We start from the raw sequence: 17,683 nt of genomic DNA on the forward strand, positions 1-17,683 counted from the left end.
CTATGACACATTTAATGCAACAGGATTTATGAGAGGACTGGTAACTAAATCGACAGGTAGTTGGTATCAAGTTTTGGGTGAAGACGATAGAAGATACGATTGTCGTATCAAAGGTAAGTTTCGTACCAAAGGAATAAAGACAACTAATCCTGTTGCTGTGGGTGATTGGGTACATTTTGATGTGGAACCTGATCAGGAAAGTGCGGTCATTCATGAGCTAGAACCTCGTCGAAATTATATCATTCGGAAATCTGTCAATCTTTCCAAGCAAACTCAAATTATCGGAGCAAACTTGGATCAGGCTTTTTTAGTCGTGACACTTGCTTCACCCCCAACCTCTTTAGGGTTTATTGATCGCTTTCTAGTGACAACAGAAGCTTACGGGATACCTGCCGTAATTATTTTCAATAAATTGGATCTTTTTAGTGACGAAGGGTTGGAGATATTGGCAGATTATAAGGCTATTTATGAACATATTGGCTATCCCTGCTTTGAAGTTTCTGCCTTAACGGGAACAAATATAGATGTTGTCAAGCAACTGCTTAAAGATAAGATAACCTTGGTGTCAGGTCATTCGGGGGTTGGTAAATCAACATTAATCAATGCAATTGTTCCCGAATATGGATTGAAAACCGGTGAAATATCCGATTGGTCGGACAAAGGAAAGCATACAACCACTTTTGCCGAAATGTTTGATCTTCCGTTTGGAGGCAAGTTAATCGATACACCCGGTATTCGTGAATTGGGAATAGTCGATATAGAGAAACAAGAGTTATCTCATTTTTTTCCAGAGATGCGCGCATTTATGAATCAGTGTCGATTTAATAATTGCAGGCATATCAGTGAGCCTGGTTGTGTTATTATGGAAGCGGTAGAGGATGGTCGGATTGAAAGTTCACGATACGATAGCTACCTTAGCATGTATCATAATGAAGACAGCAGATCCTAATAAAAAAGCAGCTTCCTTTTTGTACTACCCCCAAAAAGTATTTAACTTTTTGGAGGCAGTGCATTTAGGAAAATCTTTTTTCTTATCAGGGCAAACCTTAGCGAATCGCTTGAGTTAAATTCAAAAAGTCGCGAAGATAGGTACACTCTTTCGAAGCGATCGTAAAGAATGGTGTATCCTTATATTGTGTGTTCAATTCCTTGAAAAATCTGTTTTGCATCGAAAAGCGGTAAAAAGGATTTTTCAGTGGTGAATCATAATATTGCCAACGTGATTCATTGGTATAAACAAAATCTTTCTGCTCGCATTTGGCTAGCATAAATGTACATTTAGCCTTGAACTCTTTATCAGTGCTGAGTGAGCGGGCTTTGCTATACCATTCCTTTGCAGATTTTGTTTGTAAATAATTGCGTTGCCAATGAAGGGTGGAGGCCGCATGACTATCTGTCGATGACCAGTCATAGGATACCATGGACCAAGCATTTCCATAGGTACTTGTTTGGTAGATACCTGTCGCCATCTGGAAGTAATACTCTGCTTTTTTCTGGTTATCTCTTTCTGTTTTTATAGCATTTTCCAACCGGGCCATACGTTCGGCATATTTTAGTTTGGTTGTGTATTCTTTCCCGTATTTTTTTGGATAATCATTTATCGTGACAATAAAGGGGTTGGGTTTGATATCATCTTCATCTTCGCTATACCAATTTTTAATCTCCTTTATTTTATGATCTTTAGGAAGGGCTGCTAGCGTTTTCGCTGCTTTTTGGAAGTCCAGTTCCCGAAGATAGGTTGTACCCAATAATTCTGTGAGGTAGTCTTTATTGAAATGTTTGATATCTTTCAATAAGAATTTGGATAACGTATGCTGTTGGGAGTTATCCGATAGTAAATTCCTTATTTTTAACAGCGTTTTAGGTGTAAGGCTATTTTCCCAAAAATGCATTGTTGTCCATTGCATATTGTCCTCCAGAGAGTCTTTCACAAAGCCATAGTTGTAAAATGCATCCGCCTTTACAGCTGCTAAGCTCGCCATGGCCGTATCTTGCGTATTTAAATAGTGTTTTACCACAAGATTTTGTAGAATATTCCGGCAAATTAGGCTATAGTTACTATACTCAAAAGCACTATAACCCCAGCTTTGTTTTCTCGTGTCTTCTTTCCCGTCAAGTCTTGCCTTTTCTTCTAGCCACGTTAAAGTTTTGGTTAATTGAACTTCATCCAGCTGTTTGCTGCTTTGCCAGTCAGTCAATTGGGTAAGCAATCGGGTAATTTGTAGCTGATCAATCAGTTTCGGACTAAGATCAGTCTCTTTTATTTCTGAAAGATATTCTTTTGCTAAAGCGTTATCCTTATTCATCCAGCTAAGGTACGCTGCAGTAATAAGTCCCAATTGAGGTTGGACATATTTTTTGTCACGATAGATCTGTAAGGCAAAATTGCGGACAGAGTCCAGGTGTAGTTTAACTTTTCCTTTATCTTCATTTCTTGCGTAATAATTATAGTTATCGCTACTGAGGTAAAAGGACTCGTTCATTTCTGTTTCAATCTTATTGACTTCGCGTCCTAATAGTACAGCATTCACTGTATTGGCGGGATCAAGCTGATAGCAGGCCGTCAGATATTTCAGCGCATAGTCACTTGTCCCAAAGCCAATGATAGCGTTGATATTGAATTTATCCGCATCATTTTTTGCATATTGAAAAATTTCGGCATCACTGGCTGTGATATAATGGAAATTAGCATAGGCGAGGATACGTCGTTCTGGACTAGCAGTGAACAGCTTGGAAAAGAGATAGGCAGATTTTGCGGGATCACCATTTTTACGGACAGCACCTGCATAGTTGGATAGTGCCCAATTGAGGATGGCTTCATCTCCTTTAGCAGATTGCAGGTATTTTTCATAAACCGTTATGCTCTTAGCGTATTCCTGTCCAAATAGATATAAACGGGCGGCTTGATAAGCATAGCGGATATACAGAAAGCTATTTTTGGGATACTTGGTGATTTGCTGTTCGGCGAGCTCAGCAAATTGTACAATTTCTTTGAAATTCCGGGTATCCGGATCCCAATAGTTATGCTGAATATTCGTGATAGGTTCCTGCTTTTTAGTAAACATAAAATAAGTGCGTTCAGCTTCATGTTTTCCGTCAATCAATTCGTTTAGGAAAGTATTTCCTTTAATCGAGTCGGGGAGGTTTGGCCAGGCAGCCTTTTGTTGGTTGCTCGCTAAATTAGCGGTTGCATCATTGCTATTGTACATCAATTGTTCGACATCCTTAACTTTAACCTGTGCACCAAGGTGCCGGGCCCAGGCTTCGGCGTTGATTAAGCTTTCCTTGACTGGTGCTTCTTCGGTATAAAGAAACTGATAGGGAATGAATTGAAAGGCAGAAAATCCATTATCCTCCAGATTGGGGAGGTAATATGTCGTTTGATTGTCGTAAGGGTCCACTTCGGGACCACAAGCGATATTGGTTGCAATCTCCCCAAAGAAGAAAGCTAATGTAGTGCTAGAAAGCAGCAATAATTTTTTGTAATTCGGCAGCGCCATGGTTTGCTAGTGTAGCTTGATCTAAATGATAAAAAATAATCCGATGTTCTTTTCCTTTCAGCTCTCCCCTCAAAAATTTTGCCGTTTGTAGGAGATCCTCCTGATTTATGGATTCAAAACGTATGACATCGCCCTTTTTAAGATTTGCTTTTGAGAGATCTTTTGATAAAATATAAAGGTTCGTGTTGGGATTATGTGTAAACAATGAAGTGTCTTTAATATCCTCTTCGTTGATGTGTTTTGAAATGCCTATGTAGTTATTATTTCTGAAAACGACAAACCATTGAAATAAAGGTAAGGCAATATCCATTTCCATCGGATAGTTGCGCAATGTTCCGCTTAGATAAGTCCTGAGATCCTGTTGATTTAAAATGGAGTTCTGATTGCCGAATTGTCTGAGATTTCCCATGTTGTAACACATTAGCATGACCTTTTTTACGGGGGGAATACCACTGGTAACGGTATTTTTGACTTGATGCAACCGCAAGGTAGAGCTTACCATAATCTCTTTTAATGCCGGTAATTCCTGTAAATAGGTCAGCAAATAGAAAAACTTATCACGGGATGTCTTTGTCCAATCGCAGTCCAGTTGAAGTTCGGTAAACTTATCTTTTCCTGCCTGTTGTATTTTGGCTGTCACAAAGGGAACAATTTTATTAGCCAGGCCTCTGATCTGTAGACTATCCATTTCCGCAAAAATACGTTGATTGACAAATACTACAGGAATTAACTGCTGTTCTTTGGGGACAGGCTGTGTAAATGTAATGGGGCTAATAGGGACGGCTTGTACACCCGATGGATCGAAGTCAATATCCATGATGCGAACATAGACAGATTTCGCTTCGATCTCTTTTAAAGCACGGTTTTCTATAGTATCCAATTGAAATACCGTCTTCCAAAAATAGAAGCCTGTTTCATGCTTTGTTTTGGTACAGGAGCTTAAAAAAAGTAGAGATAGCGGTACAAGAAATAAAAATAGTTGTGTTTTGCGCAGCATATTCGCTTTATTTAGTCGTAAGTCAAACAAAATGGGCTTAATTTTGTTTGTTATTCAATAAAATAAAGACGAAATTACAAAGAGATTGTGACTTTATGAAGCCTATTTTTAAATGGATCCTTGGTATTGTGGTGTTTATCCTCCTGGCTTTGACTGGCGGTATTTGGTTTTTTAGCAATAAATGGAAACCTCTTTTAGATACAAAAATCAAACAGCTGGTGTCGCAAGCAACAGACAGTCTGTATTCAATTCACTACGATGATATTGATGTCAACTTAGTTCTCGGGAATGTAACAATAAAAAATTTACGACTGGTGCCAGATAGTTCGGTCTATAAAAAGTTGGAACTGGTCAAGAAAGCCCCGGACAACCGATTTGAAGTCAACGTAAATAGACTAAAAATAAAAAGTTTTGGTATCCGAAGGGTATTGATGGATAAAGAGCTTTTTTTGCATGATATCACCGTTGAAACACCAACGATTCATGTCATTAATGAGGTGCATAGTTATAATGATACAATAAGTAGAGGGCCCAAAAAACCACTTTATGAGAAGATAAAAGATAACTTAAAAAAAATTCANNCGCTCTTCAAATTCAGGTACGGGCCGTCAATCTGAATGACATCGATTTTAAATATACACAAGTCCAAAAAGGAGTTCATCAAGATTTCGAGATCAAAAAGGTCAAGGTTCGAATAGATGATGTTTTGATAGACTCAACGTCTGAGCGGGACAGGCAGCGCTTTTATCATAGTAAAATGATTGATATTGAGGTGCCTGGTTTCACCTATAAAACTCCGGATGGGTTTTATAAAGTAAATTTTGATCAATTGAAAATCAATAGTAAAAGCCGTAATGTCCTGTTGACCAAAGTTGCTTACCAGCCGACGCTAAATAAGGCAGCCTATTATCGGAAGAAAGGAGAAGGTGGGAGTTATATGGTGCTGAAAATGGACACCCTGCTTTTGACGGGATTCAATTTTGCCGAGCTTTCCCGGGATAAAAAAATATATGCACAAAATGCGCGGTTAAAAAATGGTTCACTTTCAATTTATAGTGATAAGCATTATAAAAGCCCTCCAACAAGTCAGATTGGAAATGCCCCCCATATGAAATTAATGCAAATGTCAACACGTTTGGGAATTGATTCGATGATTTTGGATAATATAGGTATTTCGTATTCTGAAATGAGTGACGAGTACAGTCAGATCGGTACCATTACTTTTGATCACACGTATGGAACAATCTTGAATGTGACAAATGATTCGACAAAATTGCATAAGCAAAAGCTGATGCGTGCAAATTTGAGCAGTAATTTTATGAATGCGGGCAAGCTTTCTACTAACTTTGTTTTTGATATGACATCCAAAGTGGGGGCATATACCTATAAAGGAACACTTGGGAAAATGGATTTGACAGTCGTCAATAAAATGATCCGCCCATTGTTAAATGTAGAGGTTAAATCGGGCAATCTCAGTCAGATTACATTTGACATATGGGCTAACGATTACCGTAGCAAAGGAACCTTTAAAATGGATTATGATGACCTCAAAGTAAATGTGCTATCGGAGGCAGGTGATGATGGCCGGCGCGAAAAGAAGGGACTGCTGTCTTTTATGATTAATCAGGTTTTGTTCAACCCCAGCAATCCAGATTTATATGGTAAATATACGGTGGGGCATATTAACAGGCGCCGGGATCCCAATCATCCGTTTTTTAAAGCGATGTGGCAGACTTTATTGGTTGGAATTAAACAATGTGTTGGCCTCGGTCCAGAGCGGGAAGCTAAACTGATGAATACGGCTGGAAAAGTTGAAAAAGTCGTTAGTGGAGTTAGCAAGGCCAAAAAAATGATTTCAAGTATATTTAAGAAACATAAAACTCCTGAGGAATTGCTGAAGGAAGAAAAAGAAGACGAGGCCAAAGAGGCGGCAAAGATGGAAGAGAAACGGAAACGAGACCGTGAAAAAGCTGAAAAGGAACTCGAGAAAGAAGGAACCGGCAATTAGTGCCCCGTTTCACGTGGAAAGGCTACCGGGTATGTTGAGCCCTTTTCCCGAAAATGTAACGAAGATAGATTTGTATTTATTGCCAGATTTATCTTAGTTTGAGACATTATGATAGATTCGATTTTAAGTTTTATCCGATTTGTTTTCAAGTATAAAAATGGACTTGTGGACAAGATCATGTTCTATGTGAGTATGATTTGCGCTGCAATTGTTATTTTTAATGTGGGCTATGTCACTGAGCCTACATTGGGTAAATTGCTGGGTAAAACGATTCATTATCTTTTCTTTGTGCTCTTTTTCATGATTGCTCTCCGGGAGTCATCATCTATTTACGCTCTAAAAAAAATTGCTGTAGAGCATTACTCCGGATTGGTTATCCTCATTTACTTTGTATTTATTCTTATTTCCCGCTTTGCAGGATTTGGAGCTCTTTCTGTTTTTTCTAGGGAACAGTGGGTTTATCTAGGAATATATCTTATTTTTATCGCAGAGCTATCGAAGAGCACCCTTTTCTTTGACAATTTTTATTTTAATCCGACCATATTATTTGTTATTAGTTTTCTGGTTCTTATCTTGCTTGGGACCGTATTATTGATGCTGCCACGTACTACAGTAGAAGCTCCGTTAAGTTTTGTAGATGCCTTATTTATGGCAACTAGCGCTGTTTGTATCACAGGCTTGTCGGTTGCCGATATTTCAACCAATTTTAGCATGTTCGGACAAACGGTGGTCATTGTCTTGATACAGGTTGGAGGATTGGGTATTATGACATTTACAGGTTTTTTTGGCTATTTTTTCTCTGGCGGATTTTCTTTTAAGAACCAATTGATGTTTGGTGAAATTCTAGGTGAAAATAAAGTGGCCTCTGTCATTAAAACCTTATTGACCATGATATTTATTACGCTACTGTTTGAATTTCTTGGAGCGATACTGATCTTTAGCACCTTGGAAAGTGCTAATTTTCCAAATTTGGGGAGCATGGTTTTCTTTTCGATCTTTCATTCTATTTCGTCATTCTGTAATGCTGGATTTTCTATCTTGTCTGGAGGGATTACCAATGAAGCCTATAAATTCAATTACCCATTCCAATTGGCATTATCCTCACTCTTCATTCTTGGTGGTTTGGGGTTTGGAATTGTATTGAATTTTTACACCTATATGAAAGAATCCATATTGCTTTATTATCATCGATGGATCACAAAGAAAAACTATAAGCATAAAGCATGGAGCTTTAGCTTTAATTCTAAATTGGTGCTGGTCTGTAATGCGATTATTATTGTAGGTGCAACTTTGTTTTTCTATTTCCTGGAGCGAGGGAATACACTTTCTCTTGAAAAGGGAATCGATGGTGAATGGGCGACTTCCTTCTTTATGGCTAATGCGTCGCGTTCGGCAGGTTACAATAGTGTTGATTTGAGTTTTGTTGGGGCACCAACTGTTTTTTTGATTATGCTTCTGATGTGGGTCGGAGCCTCTCCCGGATCTACTGGTGGGGGAGTAAAGGTTACTACCGTTGCTGTTTCACTATTGAATATTATTTCTCTGGCTAAGGGAAAAGAATATATCGAGATTTTTAAAAGGAGAATAGCCAGCGAGTCCGTTAACAAGGCTTTTGCGATTATTCTGTTATCGCTTTTCGTGGTTGGGTTCAGTTTTTTTGTGCTCATTTTTACAGATCCGGATAAGAGTATGAAAGCGCTCCTGTTTGAATCTTTATCAGCCTATACAACATGTGGATTAAGTTTGGGGATTACGCCCTCGCTTAGTATGGGTGGAAAATTAATTATTGCCTTAACAATGCTTGTTGGGCGTGTAGGGATGTTGACGCTATTGGTTGCTTTTATTAAAAATACAACACGGAGAAATATTGTGTTTCCGGAAGAAAAGATCTTATTTTAAGTAGACTTGAAAAATGTTTTCGCTTTCTTTAGCTGGGATGACCAGAAATATGAATCTGTCATTCGAAAGAATGCTTGGAAATAAAAGTAAATTTATTTTAGTTTTGAGATATGAAGTATATTGTTTTAGGATTGGGGCATTTTGGCCGTTCTTTGGGGATACATCTTACTGAACTCGGGCATGAGGTGATTGGTGCCGACCGAAACCTAAGTATAGTTGAACAATTAAAGGACAAGATAACGCACACGGTATGTCTGGATACAACCGATCGAGAAGCCGTGTCGTCACTACCTCTTAAGGATGCCCACGCTGTCATTGTTGCAATTGGAGAGGATGAGGGCGCTTCGCTCATGACCGTGGCACTCCTAAAACAGTTGAAAGTTAAACGTATCATTGGCCGTATCGTTTCAGATTTACAAAAGACTGTTTTGGAGGCAATGGAAATCAATGAATATATTATGCCCGAAGAAGAAGCTGCTGAGCGATTGGCGATGCGCTTGGACAATATTGATATTGTCGATTCGTTTAAGGTTTCGGATAAATATTCCATTGTAGAGACTAAAGTTCCAACTCGTTATGTGGGCATGACATTACGAGAAGCAAACCTGACCAATTTATACAAAGTTATCGTTTTGACCACCGTGAAAATAACAGAAACGAAGAAGGACGGTGTGACGAAAGAACAAAAGGAGGCTTCGGGAATTGCCGCCTCGGAAACGATTATGGAAGAAGGCGATATTTTAGTTGTTTTTGGGGAGCTATCCAATATTAATAAGTTAATTCAAAAAGGAGAATAAAATATGTTATTGACAACGACAGGTACTATTGAGGGACACCAGATCGAACGTTATTTGGGGATAGTCTCTTCCGAAGTGGTTCTGGGAGCGAATGCAATCAAGGATATGATGGCAGGGTTTCGTGATTTTTTTGGTGGGAGATCCAACTCTTATGAACGCGCATTCCAGGAAACCCGTGAAGCAGCACTGCGAGAGCTTGAAGATCGTGCACGCGCATTGGGCGCAGATGCGGTCGTTGGGGTTCGACTGGACTTTCAGACAGTAGGTACGGGCGGAATGATGATGGTGGGCGCAACGGGAACAGCGGTAAAAATGAGATCTTAAACACAAAAAGCCCTAAGTAATAAGAGGGCTTTTATTTTTACTAAAAATTAGAAAAAAGGTCATTATACTGTTTTTATGCAACATGTATTGTCTTTTTGTGTGTGTAAAAGAGATGATGTGGGTCGACCAGATTTAAAATCTATTGTGAACTTTTTGTTAATAGGAATCTGAGCGATAATTATAATTGTATATAAAAACAAATTTATCTAAGTTTGGCTTTTAAGACTTTTAAACAACCTAAGAGGGTAAATGAGACTGTCATAATTAAACAAAGCGCATGTAAAGCGTTCATAAATACTGGAAAGTAGGTTATACGTGAACATTCACATTGCAGGATGAAATATAGGATAGCTTCATCACCTTTAAATGACAAATTTATACGGATGAAAAATTGGTTTAAGGCGAATTCGGCGCATTTGATCGTTATTGCGATATTTATTACGCTCGTATTTTTTTATTTTACTCCTGTCTGGCAAGGCAAAACACTTGCCCAGTCGGATGTGGTACAGGCGCAAGCGGCACAAAAGGAGTTATTTGATTTTAAAGCAAAGGATGGAAAAGCTCCATTGTGGACAAATTCCATGTTCGGGGGAATGCCGACCTATCAAATTTGGCAGGAAAATGAAAACAACATTGGTACTTATTTCCTAAAAGCCGTTAAGTTTGCCTTTCCAAGCCCGATGGACACTGTTCTTTTCTATTTATTGGGCGCATATTTTCTCTTTAGTGTATTACGGATCAAACCCTGGTTGGCTGCGGTCGGCGCTATTGCCATAGCCTTTACATCCTATAATTTTATCTATATTGAAGCAGGCCATATAACGCGTGCCAATGCGATTGCCTTTATACCGCCTGTAATTGGGGCCGTAATTATGTGTTATCGGGGCAGCAGACTATGGGGACCTGTCTTATTGGCTTTATTTCTCTCGTTGGAAATCCGTGTCAATCACTTGCAGACTACCTACTATCTGCTGATGGTGCTTATGGTATATGTGATTTTCACGTTCATAGATGCTTTTAAACAAAAGCAATTAAAGGGCTTTTTTATTGCTTCGGGCAGACAGATTATTGCAGTTGTTATCGCTTTGATGGTAAATGCATCTATTTTATTGCCGACTTGGGAATATAGTAAATTAAGTACCCGTGGACATGCCAATATTACGAAGGTCGATAACAACAATACCAAAGAGAAAGGACTCGATAAAGAATATGCTTATGAGTGGAGCCAAGGAATCGGAGAGACAATGACCTTTTTAATTCCAAATGCTTATGGCGGTTCAACTGGAGGTCAATTGGACGAAAAATCGCATATAGCGAAGTTTCTGATGGAAAGAGGCGGGGCTTCTGAGATTCAAGCTGGACAAATGGCACAGGGCATGCCAACCTATTGGGGGGACAAACGTTTTACTTCAGGGCCGTGGTATTTTGGTGCTGGAATTTTCTTCCTATTTGTTTTGGGCCTTGTTATCGTTAAAGATCGCTTCAAGTGGTGGATTTTGGCAACAACACTGTTAGCGTTGCTTTTGTCATTTGGAAAAAACTTTACGTTGGTATCGGATCTGTTTTTCGATTATTTCCCGATGTATAACAAATTTAGAGCGGTTGAATCTATCTTGGTAGTCGTTTCCATTACGGTGCCTATGATGGCGATTATGGCGGTAAACGAACTATTAACACGAGCAAAGGAAATCCCAAATTTGGATAAAAAAGTCCTATATACCTTTATTGGCGTAGGGGGATTCTGTCTACTCATTGGTGTGTTGCCGGATCTATTTTTAAACTTTAGAAATGCTGAGCATAGCAATTTAATAGCAACGTTTGAACAACAGATAGGCGATAAGGGCTTTGCAACAGAATTAGCAAACCAGTTGGTTCTGGATCGTAAAGATATTGCAAGCAAAGATGCTTATCGTTCTTTTGTCATTGTCTTATTGACATTCGGTTTTGTTTGGATCTTTTTAAAGAAAAAGTTAAGCGAGGGGATATTGTTAGGTAGCTTGCTCGTTTTATTCTTATTTGATTTATGGAGTGTAGATAAACGTTTTTTAAATGATAAATCATTTATGGAGAAGGGTGCTACAGCACAACAGGTATTCCAACAACGGGAGGTGGACCAATTGATTTTAATGGATAAGGATCCAAGCTACCGGGTCCTTGACCTGACTTCGGATCCATTCTCGGATGCTCGACCGTCTTATTTCCATAAGTCACTGGGTGGGTATCATGCTGCAAAATTAATGCGCTTCCAGGAAATTTTGGAAAATCAATTTAATGGTGCTCTTAATGAAGATGTGTTGGATATGTTCAACGTGCGTTATTTGATTACGACAGATCCTCAGAATCAGTCGCAACGTATCGTTCGAAGAAGTACAGCTGCAGGAAATGCTTGGTTTGTGGATAAGATAAATTTTGTGAAAGGAAATGCCGAGGAAATGCAGGCTATCAGCTCTTTTGATCCGCATAAAGAGGCTTTTGTCAATCAACAATATCAAAATGAGATTAAAGCTAAAACTTCGAATGCCTCAACGACAGGAGAGATTAAGCTGACCTCTTACCATCCAGATAAAATGCAATACGAATATACAGCGGCTAATGATGCGTTTGCCGTATTTTCTGAAGTATTTTATGATAAAGGCTGGAAAGCATATGTCGATGGAAAGGAAACACCAATTATTCGTGCTGATTATATTTTAAGAGCACTGCAATTGCCTGCGGGCACGCATAAGGTGGAATTTGTGTTTGATCCTGAGTCACACAAATTTGGTAATCTATTGACTTTGATCTCGTCTATTATTCTTGTATTGGGAATAGGAGCTGCGATATACCTTTCCTTTAGAGGGAATAAAAAAGAAACAGCGGCTTAGTTGCTGTTTCTTTTTTGAATTGTTTGAGCTTTAGAATAATTTGAGCTGCGGATCTGTTATTCTAAAGCTCTTTCTATGATGTGGTGTGGAGCCATATTCCAATACAGCAGTTCGGTGTTTAACCGTTGGATACCCTTTGTTGTTGAGCCAGTCGTAACCTGGATAATCCAAGGCGATGTTGTCCATGTATTCATCCCGATAGGTTTTAGCCAGAATTGAAGCTGCGGCAATCGACAGATATTTCCCATCTCCCTTGATGATACATGTATGTGGGATTTGCTGATAGGGAATAAACTTATTTCCATCCACAATAATATACTCCGCTTTGATCTTTAAGAGATCAAGTGCTTTGTGCATCGCTAAGTAGCTTGCATTATGAATATTTATACGATCTATTTCTTCTGCTGAGACGCTTGCAACGGCATAGGCAAGAGCCTCGCGCTCAATAATGGGGCGTAGTGCCATCCTTTTTTTCTCACTAAGTTGTTTGGAGTCATTTAGCAGTTCGTGGTGATAGTCTGTGGGGAAAATAACGGCTGCTGCGAACACCGGTCCGGCCAAACAGCCTCTTCCCGCTTCGTCACAACCGGCCTCTATCCACTGTTCCTGATAGTATGATAATAGCATGTTCAGTTCTTTAAAATAGCCGAAAATACGAATAAATTTAGAGTTATCTATTGTAACTTCTGTGTGAATATCGCCCGTTTACATTAATTAACACTAATAATGTCTTCTTTTGTAAAGATTTAGAGCGCTAGACTATTAAAACGTTAGGATAATTTTCGTTAACAAAATAAAAGTTTGTTCTTGTCTAGGCCATATTGTTTCAAATTAAACTTGAGCAATAGTTTTAGAGTCAAAGATTTATCAATTATAGAAATATAAAAATACGTATTATGAGAGGCTTTATGCTTTTTTTGTTTAGTATGCTGATGGGATGGACCGTTTATGGCCAGACGAAGAGTGTACAGGGAATTCTGAAAGATGACAAGAATCGAATTGTTGCCGGGGCAACAGTTAAGCTGACGTCAAAGTCGGATTCGATGACTACAGGATCTAATATGGCTGGGATTTTCATCTTTGATAAGATCAAGGCCGATACCATTAAAATTACGGTTTCAAACTTGGGATTTGAGCGTTTTGAGAAAGAATTTAGTATTCCCAAAGGAGAGTCAAAGTATACTATCCCAAGTTTGACCTTACAGCAGAACTCACAGATGCTAGAGGAAGTTGTTGTCGATGGCGTACCTACGGTTGTTGTGAAAAGTGATACGCTAGAATATACGATGAAAGATTTGAAGTTGCGGGATGGGGCCGTTGCCGAGGATGCTTTGAAAAAATTGCAGGGGGTGGAAGTTGATAAAGACGGAAATGTAACAGCGCAGGGAGAATCCGTAAAGCGCGTTCGTATCAATGGTAAGGACTTCTTTGGTGGAGATGTGAAGACCGCTACACAGAATTTACCCGCAAATATTATCCAGAAGATGCAGGTTATTGATGATTACGGTGATATGGCCAATGTCACCGGTAATAAAACGGGTGACTCTGAAAAAGTGTTAAATATCCAAATTGATCCCAAATACAATACTGGACATATGACTACCTTACGGGCAGGCGTTGGAACAGAAGATCGCTATCAGGCTACGGGTATGTGGATGGGAATGCGCGAAGGCGAACAAATTTCAGTGCTAGGGAATTTAAACAACACCAATGCCCCCTTATTCGATTTTAGTACTGTAGGTGGTGGCGCCCGTCGTGGCCAAGGTGGTGGTGGCCGTCGGGGCGGTGGCATGTTTGGTGGATCGGACGGTTTAACTAAAATCGGTTCTATTGGGCTGAATTACCGTAAAGACTTTAATGATAAATTGACGGTTTACGGTAGTTACAGTTATAGCCATAGTAACAATACAACAATTTCGCAGCGCTTTCAGGAAAATACACTGCCTAATATCATGCAAACGGATAGTGTTCAATCTAATTCGAATACGGTAGGAGCAAGCCACCGTTTTGAAGCAAATGTTGAATGGAAGCCTACAACGAAAGACTATATCAAAATTTCGCCTCAGTTTGGTTACGATAATAGTGATGTAACGACAGGTACTAATTCGCTCACTTACCGTAGTAACGTATTTAATAATTCACAGGCGCAGGATATTGTTGCGAATTCTACTGCACCCCGATTTGGGATTAGCGGCTTGTATAATCATAAATTTAATGATAAGGGAAGAAATGTTTTTGTAAACATGAACTTCAACAATGCAAAAACCACAAAAGATCAGAATGCAATTTTAGATCGGTTATTGGCCGATCCAAATAATGCAGATGCACCTTTAGATTCGATTTATGAAAAGACAATTCTAGAAGCAAATAATAAAAGTTGGAATGGTGGTGCTTCGGTTAATTATACGGAACCGGTTTCTGAAAAAGGAAAAGTGGAATTTACCTATGACTTTAACAAAAATAAGTATGACAATTCGAACAAACAGCAAGGGTTTGATCGGGATGGAAACTTAATTGCAGAGGATCCCAAATTGAATTTTGACTACAATTATGATTATTCCTTCACAACACATAAAATAGGGGCAAATTATTTATATAGTGGGGATAAAATAACCTATTCGATTGGAGCAGCAGCTCAACCTTCTCAATTAAGAGGTGATGCGATCAGTTCAGGTCTAGTCGTGCCAATTCATCGTAACAATATGAACTGGATGCCTATTGCCCGCTTTGAATATAAATTCTCTAGGCAATCTAATATTTCGGTTAATTATTCTGGAACACCAAATGAACCTTCGGTAACGCAAATCCTACCTTTCGATATGAGTACAAATCGGACCAGTATCGTGATCGGTAATGCCAATCTGAATCCGGAGTTTAGCCATCAATTGAATGTACGGTTCCGTAAAAATGATTTTCAAAAAGGAAATAACTTTTTTGCGTTTGTCAATGCAGGTTTGACCAACAATAAGATTGTGAGCTTAAGTAAAAGCTATTTTGATGATTTAATGGATTACCAAACGGGTCAAACAAATTCAACATTAGTTTCCGAAACACGTTATTTAAATGAAACAAGTGATAAACCGTTTAATGTAAGTTCGTTTTATCACTATGGAAAATCCCTGAAAGAAAAAACCTATAATATTATGTTGATGGGTGGGATAGCCTACAATAAAAATATTGGATATGTGTCTACGGAGAAAGATGATAACATTGGTCAAAAGAATGTCGCCCGGAATATTGTGTTGAATCAAGGTTTAATGTTTAGATATAACCCTTCGGAGAACCTGGAAATTAATCCTGGAATACGCTATCAATATAATCATACGGAAAATTCATTGACAAATCGTACGACGAATGTTTCTTCTTGGACACCGACTTTGATTGGTTCCGTTAACATCACAAAAACTACTATTTTCGGAGCGGATCTATCCAAGCAATTCAACAGTGGTTATGGAGCCGGCATTAATGCAAATCCTTTCGTCATAAATACCTACTTGGAGCAGAAATTCTTGAGTCAACAACGTGGTACGGTACGTCTACAAGCATTTGACTTGTTAAATCAACAAACGAATGTTTCGAGAACGGTGAGTGAGTCTATGATTACAGATAGCCGTACCAACCGTTTGGGCCGATATTTTATGATTCTGTTTACCTATAAATTCCAAAAATTTGCGATGGGAAACCCTGAAGGCGAGAACAGATTCCCGGGGGGGATGAGACCACCGCGTATGTAATCTAAATAATCGGGATATAAAAACGGTCATAGTGATTTCGCTATGACCGTTTTGCGTTTAAAAATGCCTAGTTTTGTGACGACTTCATGCGCCCATACGATTTGAAGATTGAGCAAAGTGGCAAAAAATGTAAGACGATATTTTTTTGTGTTAGGGGAGATGGTCAAGGCTAATGGGCGCACATAAATAGATAAACTAAAAGGGGCTACAGCAAGTTTGTACTGCATGGAATACGAAATTATTAGACTTTCAAATGGGATACGCGTAGTATTTCAATATCAAAATTTACCGGTTACACATGTATGCATGGTAATCAATGCGGGGTCTCGAGATGAATCTGCGGGGAAGTATGGCGTTGCTCATTTTATTGAGCATTTGCTGTTTAAAAGGACCGAAAGACGCTCTACACAACAGATTATAAACCATCTTGAATCGGTCGGAGGAGATTTGAATGCTTATACGACGAAGGAATATACCTGTGTCCACGCTTCTATACTTAGGCCCTATTTAGATCGTGCATTGGATCTTTTCGAGGACATCTTTTTTCATTCTACTTTCCCTGAAATAGAAATGGATAAGGAGAAATCCGTCATTGTTGATGAAATGGCTTCTTATCTGGATAGTCCAGAAGAGTCAATCGTTGACGATTTCGAAGATCTTATATTTCGGGGGTCCGGATTGGGACATAATATCCTCGGATTGGAAGATCAGCTTCTTGCATTGCAAAAGAATGATATTACCGATTTTATGCGGGCAAATTATGATACCAATGAAATGGTTATTGGTATCACCGGCAATTATAGTCTAAAAGAAGTAGAGCGGCTATTGTATAAAGTCTTTGGAGCGGTTCCTGCAAATTCTGTTATGCGGACCAGAAATGATGTCAGCCCAATCGTTGAACAACATATCGCAATTGCAAAACCAATTAATCAGGTTCACTACATGCTAGGATCTTTGGCTTATGCTTATCGTGACGAGCGTAAGACAGGGCTGTTGCTTTTGAACAACATGCTTGGCGGCATGGGAATGGGATCTATCCTGAATCTATCTATTCGTGAGAAGTATGGAATTGCCTATACGATAGAATCTAACTATACTATTTTCTCGGATACAGGTTTATTTAGTATATACTTAGGTACTGATGAAGAAAAGGTGGAGAAAGCTAAGAAGCTTGTCTTTAAAGAACTTGCTAAGATGTGTGATCAACCGCTTTCTGAGGTAAAAATAAAAAAGGCGAAGCAGAAATTTATCGGACAGATTGCGTTAACGGAGGAGAACCGTATGAGTATGATTATTTCAGCAGCCAAAAACGTGATGGATTACGATCGGGTTATTTTATTGGACGAAGTTGTTGAAAAAATCCAGGTATTAACCGGTACAGAGCTATTGGAAATTGCACAAGATGTATTTGATCCAAAAAAAATGTTATCGCTTAGTTTTGTTCCTGAAGAGTAGAAATATTTGTTTCAGGATAAATGCGGACTGCCGGATTGTTTATTGGGAGGAATAGTTGGGATGTGATTGAATTTGTATTGCATATAAAAAGCAATTTATCTAAGT

The 17,683-nt window shown here is 38.9% G+C and carries 11 protein-coding genes; 8 read left to right on the top strand and 3 right to left on the bottom strand.

The window, feature by feature from the left end:
* Window positions 1–28 precede the first annotated feature (28 nt).
* Window positions 29–949, top strand: coding sequence for a ribosome small subunit-dependent GTPase A (rsgA, locus tag B3C94_RS05610; RefSeq protein ID WP_293900294.1), 921 nt, complete (start codon window positions 29–31; stop codon window positions 947–949).
* 97 nt (window positions 950–1,046) lie between these two features.
* Here rsgA and B3C94_RS05615 read toward each other — a convergent pair whose 3' ends face one another.
* Window positions 1,047–3,500: a hypothetical protein gene (locus tag B3C94_RS05615; protein WP_293900297.1), complete on the bottom strand. Its 2,454-nt coding sequence runs from the start codon at window positions 3,498–3,500 to the stop codon at window positions 1,047–1,049.
* Window positions 3,460–4,497 (bottom strand): hypothetical protein, encoded by a 1,038-nt coding sequence (locus tag B3C94_RS05620; protein WP_293900300.1) that lies wholly within the window; start codon window positions 4,495–4,497, stop codon window positions 3,460–3,462. Before B3C94_RS05620 ends, B3C94_RS05615 begins: the two co-directional genes overlap by 41 nt.
* Before the next feature lie 757 nt (window positions 4,498–5,254).
* On the opposite strand from B3C94_RS05620, the gene B3C94_RS05625 reads away from it, so the two are divergent.
* The 5 genes from B3C94_RS05625 (at window position 5,255) to B3C94_RS05645 (ending at window position 12,389) form a co-directional block, all read left to right on the top strand.
* Window positions 5,255–6,505: a hypothetical protein gene (locus B3C94_RS05625; protein WP_293900303.1), complete on the top strand. Its 1,251-nt coding sequence runs from the start codon at window positions 5,255–5,257 to the stop codon at window positions 6,503–6,505.
* A 108-nt stretch (window positions 6,506–6,613) separates the two neighbouring features.
* Window positions 6,614–8,404 carry a TrkH family potassium uptake protein gene (locus B3C94_RS05630; protein WP_293900306.1) on the top strand — a complete coding sequence of 597 codons (1,791 nt, stop codon included), beginning with the start codon at window positions 6,614–6,616 and terminating at the stop codon, window positions 8,402–8,404.
* A 110-nt stretch (window positions 8,405–8,514) separates the two neighbouring features.
* Window positions 8,515–9,201 (top strand): potassium channel family protein, encoded by a 687-nt coding sequence (locus tag B3C94_RS05635; protein WP_293900309.1) that lies wholly within the window; start codon window positions 8,515–8,517, stop codon window positions 9,199–9,201.
* A 3-nt stretch (window positions 9,202–9,204) separates the two neighbouring features.
* Window positions 9,205–9,525 (top strand): YbjQ family protein, encoded by a 321-nt coding sequence (locus B3C94_RS05640; RefSeq protein WP_046673052.1) that lies wholly within the window; start codon window positions 9,205–9,207, stop codon window positions 9,523–9,525.
* A gap of 383 nt (window positions 9,526–9,908) precedes the next feature.
* Complete coding sequence (locus tag B3C94_RS05645) at window positions 9,909–12,389, top strand: YfhO family protein (RefSeq protein WP_293900314.1); 2,481 nt, start codon at window positions 9,909–9,911, stop codon at window positions 12,387–12,389.
* Window positions 12,390–12,419: 30 nt separating this feature from the next.
* Here B3C94_RS05645 and B3C94_RS05650 read toward each other — a convergent pair whose 3' ends face one another.
* A complete protein-coding gene (locus B3C94_RS05650; RefSeq protein WP_293900317.1) occupies window positions 12,420–13,016 on the bottom strand; it encodes a ribonuclease HII in 597 nt (198 codons plus the stop codon).
* A gap of 269 nt (window positions 13,017–13,285) precedes the next feature.
* Between B3C94_RS05650 and B3C94_RS05655 the strand changes: the two genes are divergently transcribed.
* Window positions 13,286–16,123 carry an outer membrane beta-barrel protein gene (locus B3C94_RS05655; protein WP_293900320.1) on the top strand — a complete coding sequence of 946 codons (2,838 nt, stop codon included), beginning with the start codon at window positions 13,286–13,288 and terminating at the stop codon, window positions 16,121–16,123.
* A 225-nt stretch (window positions 16,124–16,348) separates the two neighbouring features.
* Window positions 16,349–17,578, top strand: coding sequence for a M16 family metallopeptidase (locus B3C94_RS05660; protein WP_293900322.1), 1,230 nt, complete (start codon window positions 16,349–16,351; stop codon window positions 17,576–17,578).
* The last annotated feature ends 105 nt before the right edge of the window (window positions 17,579–17,683 follow it).

It is taken from the genome of Sphingobacterium sp. UBA5670 (assembly GCF_002420705.1).
Taxonomy (GTDB): Bacteria; Bacteroidota; Bacteroidia; order Sphingobacteriales; family Sphingobacteriaceae; genus Sphingobacterium.

Coding starts and splice junctions, on each gene's coding strand:
- rsgA (WP_293900294.1), top strand. CDS start 29: ATGAGAGGACTGGTAACTAAATCGACAGGTAGTTGGTATCAAGTTTTG.
- B3C94_RS05615 (WP_293900297.1), bottom strand. CDS start 3,500: ATGGCGCTGCCGAATTACAAAAAATTATTGCTGCTTTCTAGCACTACA.
- B3C94_RS05620 (WP_293900300.1), bottom strand. CDS start 4,497: ATGCTGCGCAAAACACAACTATTTTTATTTCTTGTACCGCTATCTCTA.
- B3C94_RS05625 (WP_293900303.1), top strand. CDS start 5,255: ATGATTGATATTGAGGTGCCTGGTTTCACCTATAAAACTCCGGATGGG.
- B3C94_RS05630 (WP_293900306.1), top strand. CDS start 6,614: ATGATAGATTCGATTTTAAGTTTTATCCGATTTGTTTTCAAGTATAAA.
- B3C94_RS05635 (WP_293900309.1), top strand. CDS start 8,515: ATGAAGTATATTGTTTTAGGATTGGGGCATTTTGGCCGTTCTTTGGGG.
- B3C94_RS05640 (WP_046673052.1), top strand. CDS start 9,205: ATGTTATTGACAACGACAGGTACTATTGAGGGACACCAGATCGAACGT.
- B3C94_RS05645 (WP_293900314.1), top strand. CDS start 9,909: ATGAAAAATTGGTTTAAGGCGAATTCGGCGCATTTGATCGTTATTGCG.
- B3C94_RS05650 (WP_293900317.1), bottom strand. CDS start 13,016: ATGCTATTATCATACTATCAGGAACAGTGGATAGAGGCCGGTTGTGAC.
- B3C94_RS05655 (WP_293900320.1), top strand. CDS start 13,286: ATGAGAGGCTTTATGCTTTTTTTGTTTAGTATGCTGATGGGATGGACC.
- B3C94_RS05660 (WP_293900322.1), top strand. CDS start 16,349: ATGGAATACGAAATTATTAGACTTTCAAATGGGATACGCGTAGTATTT.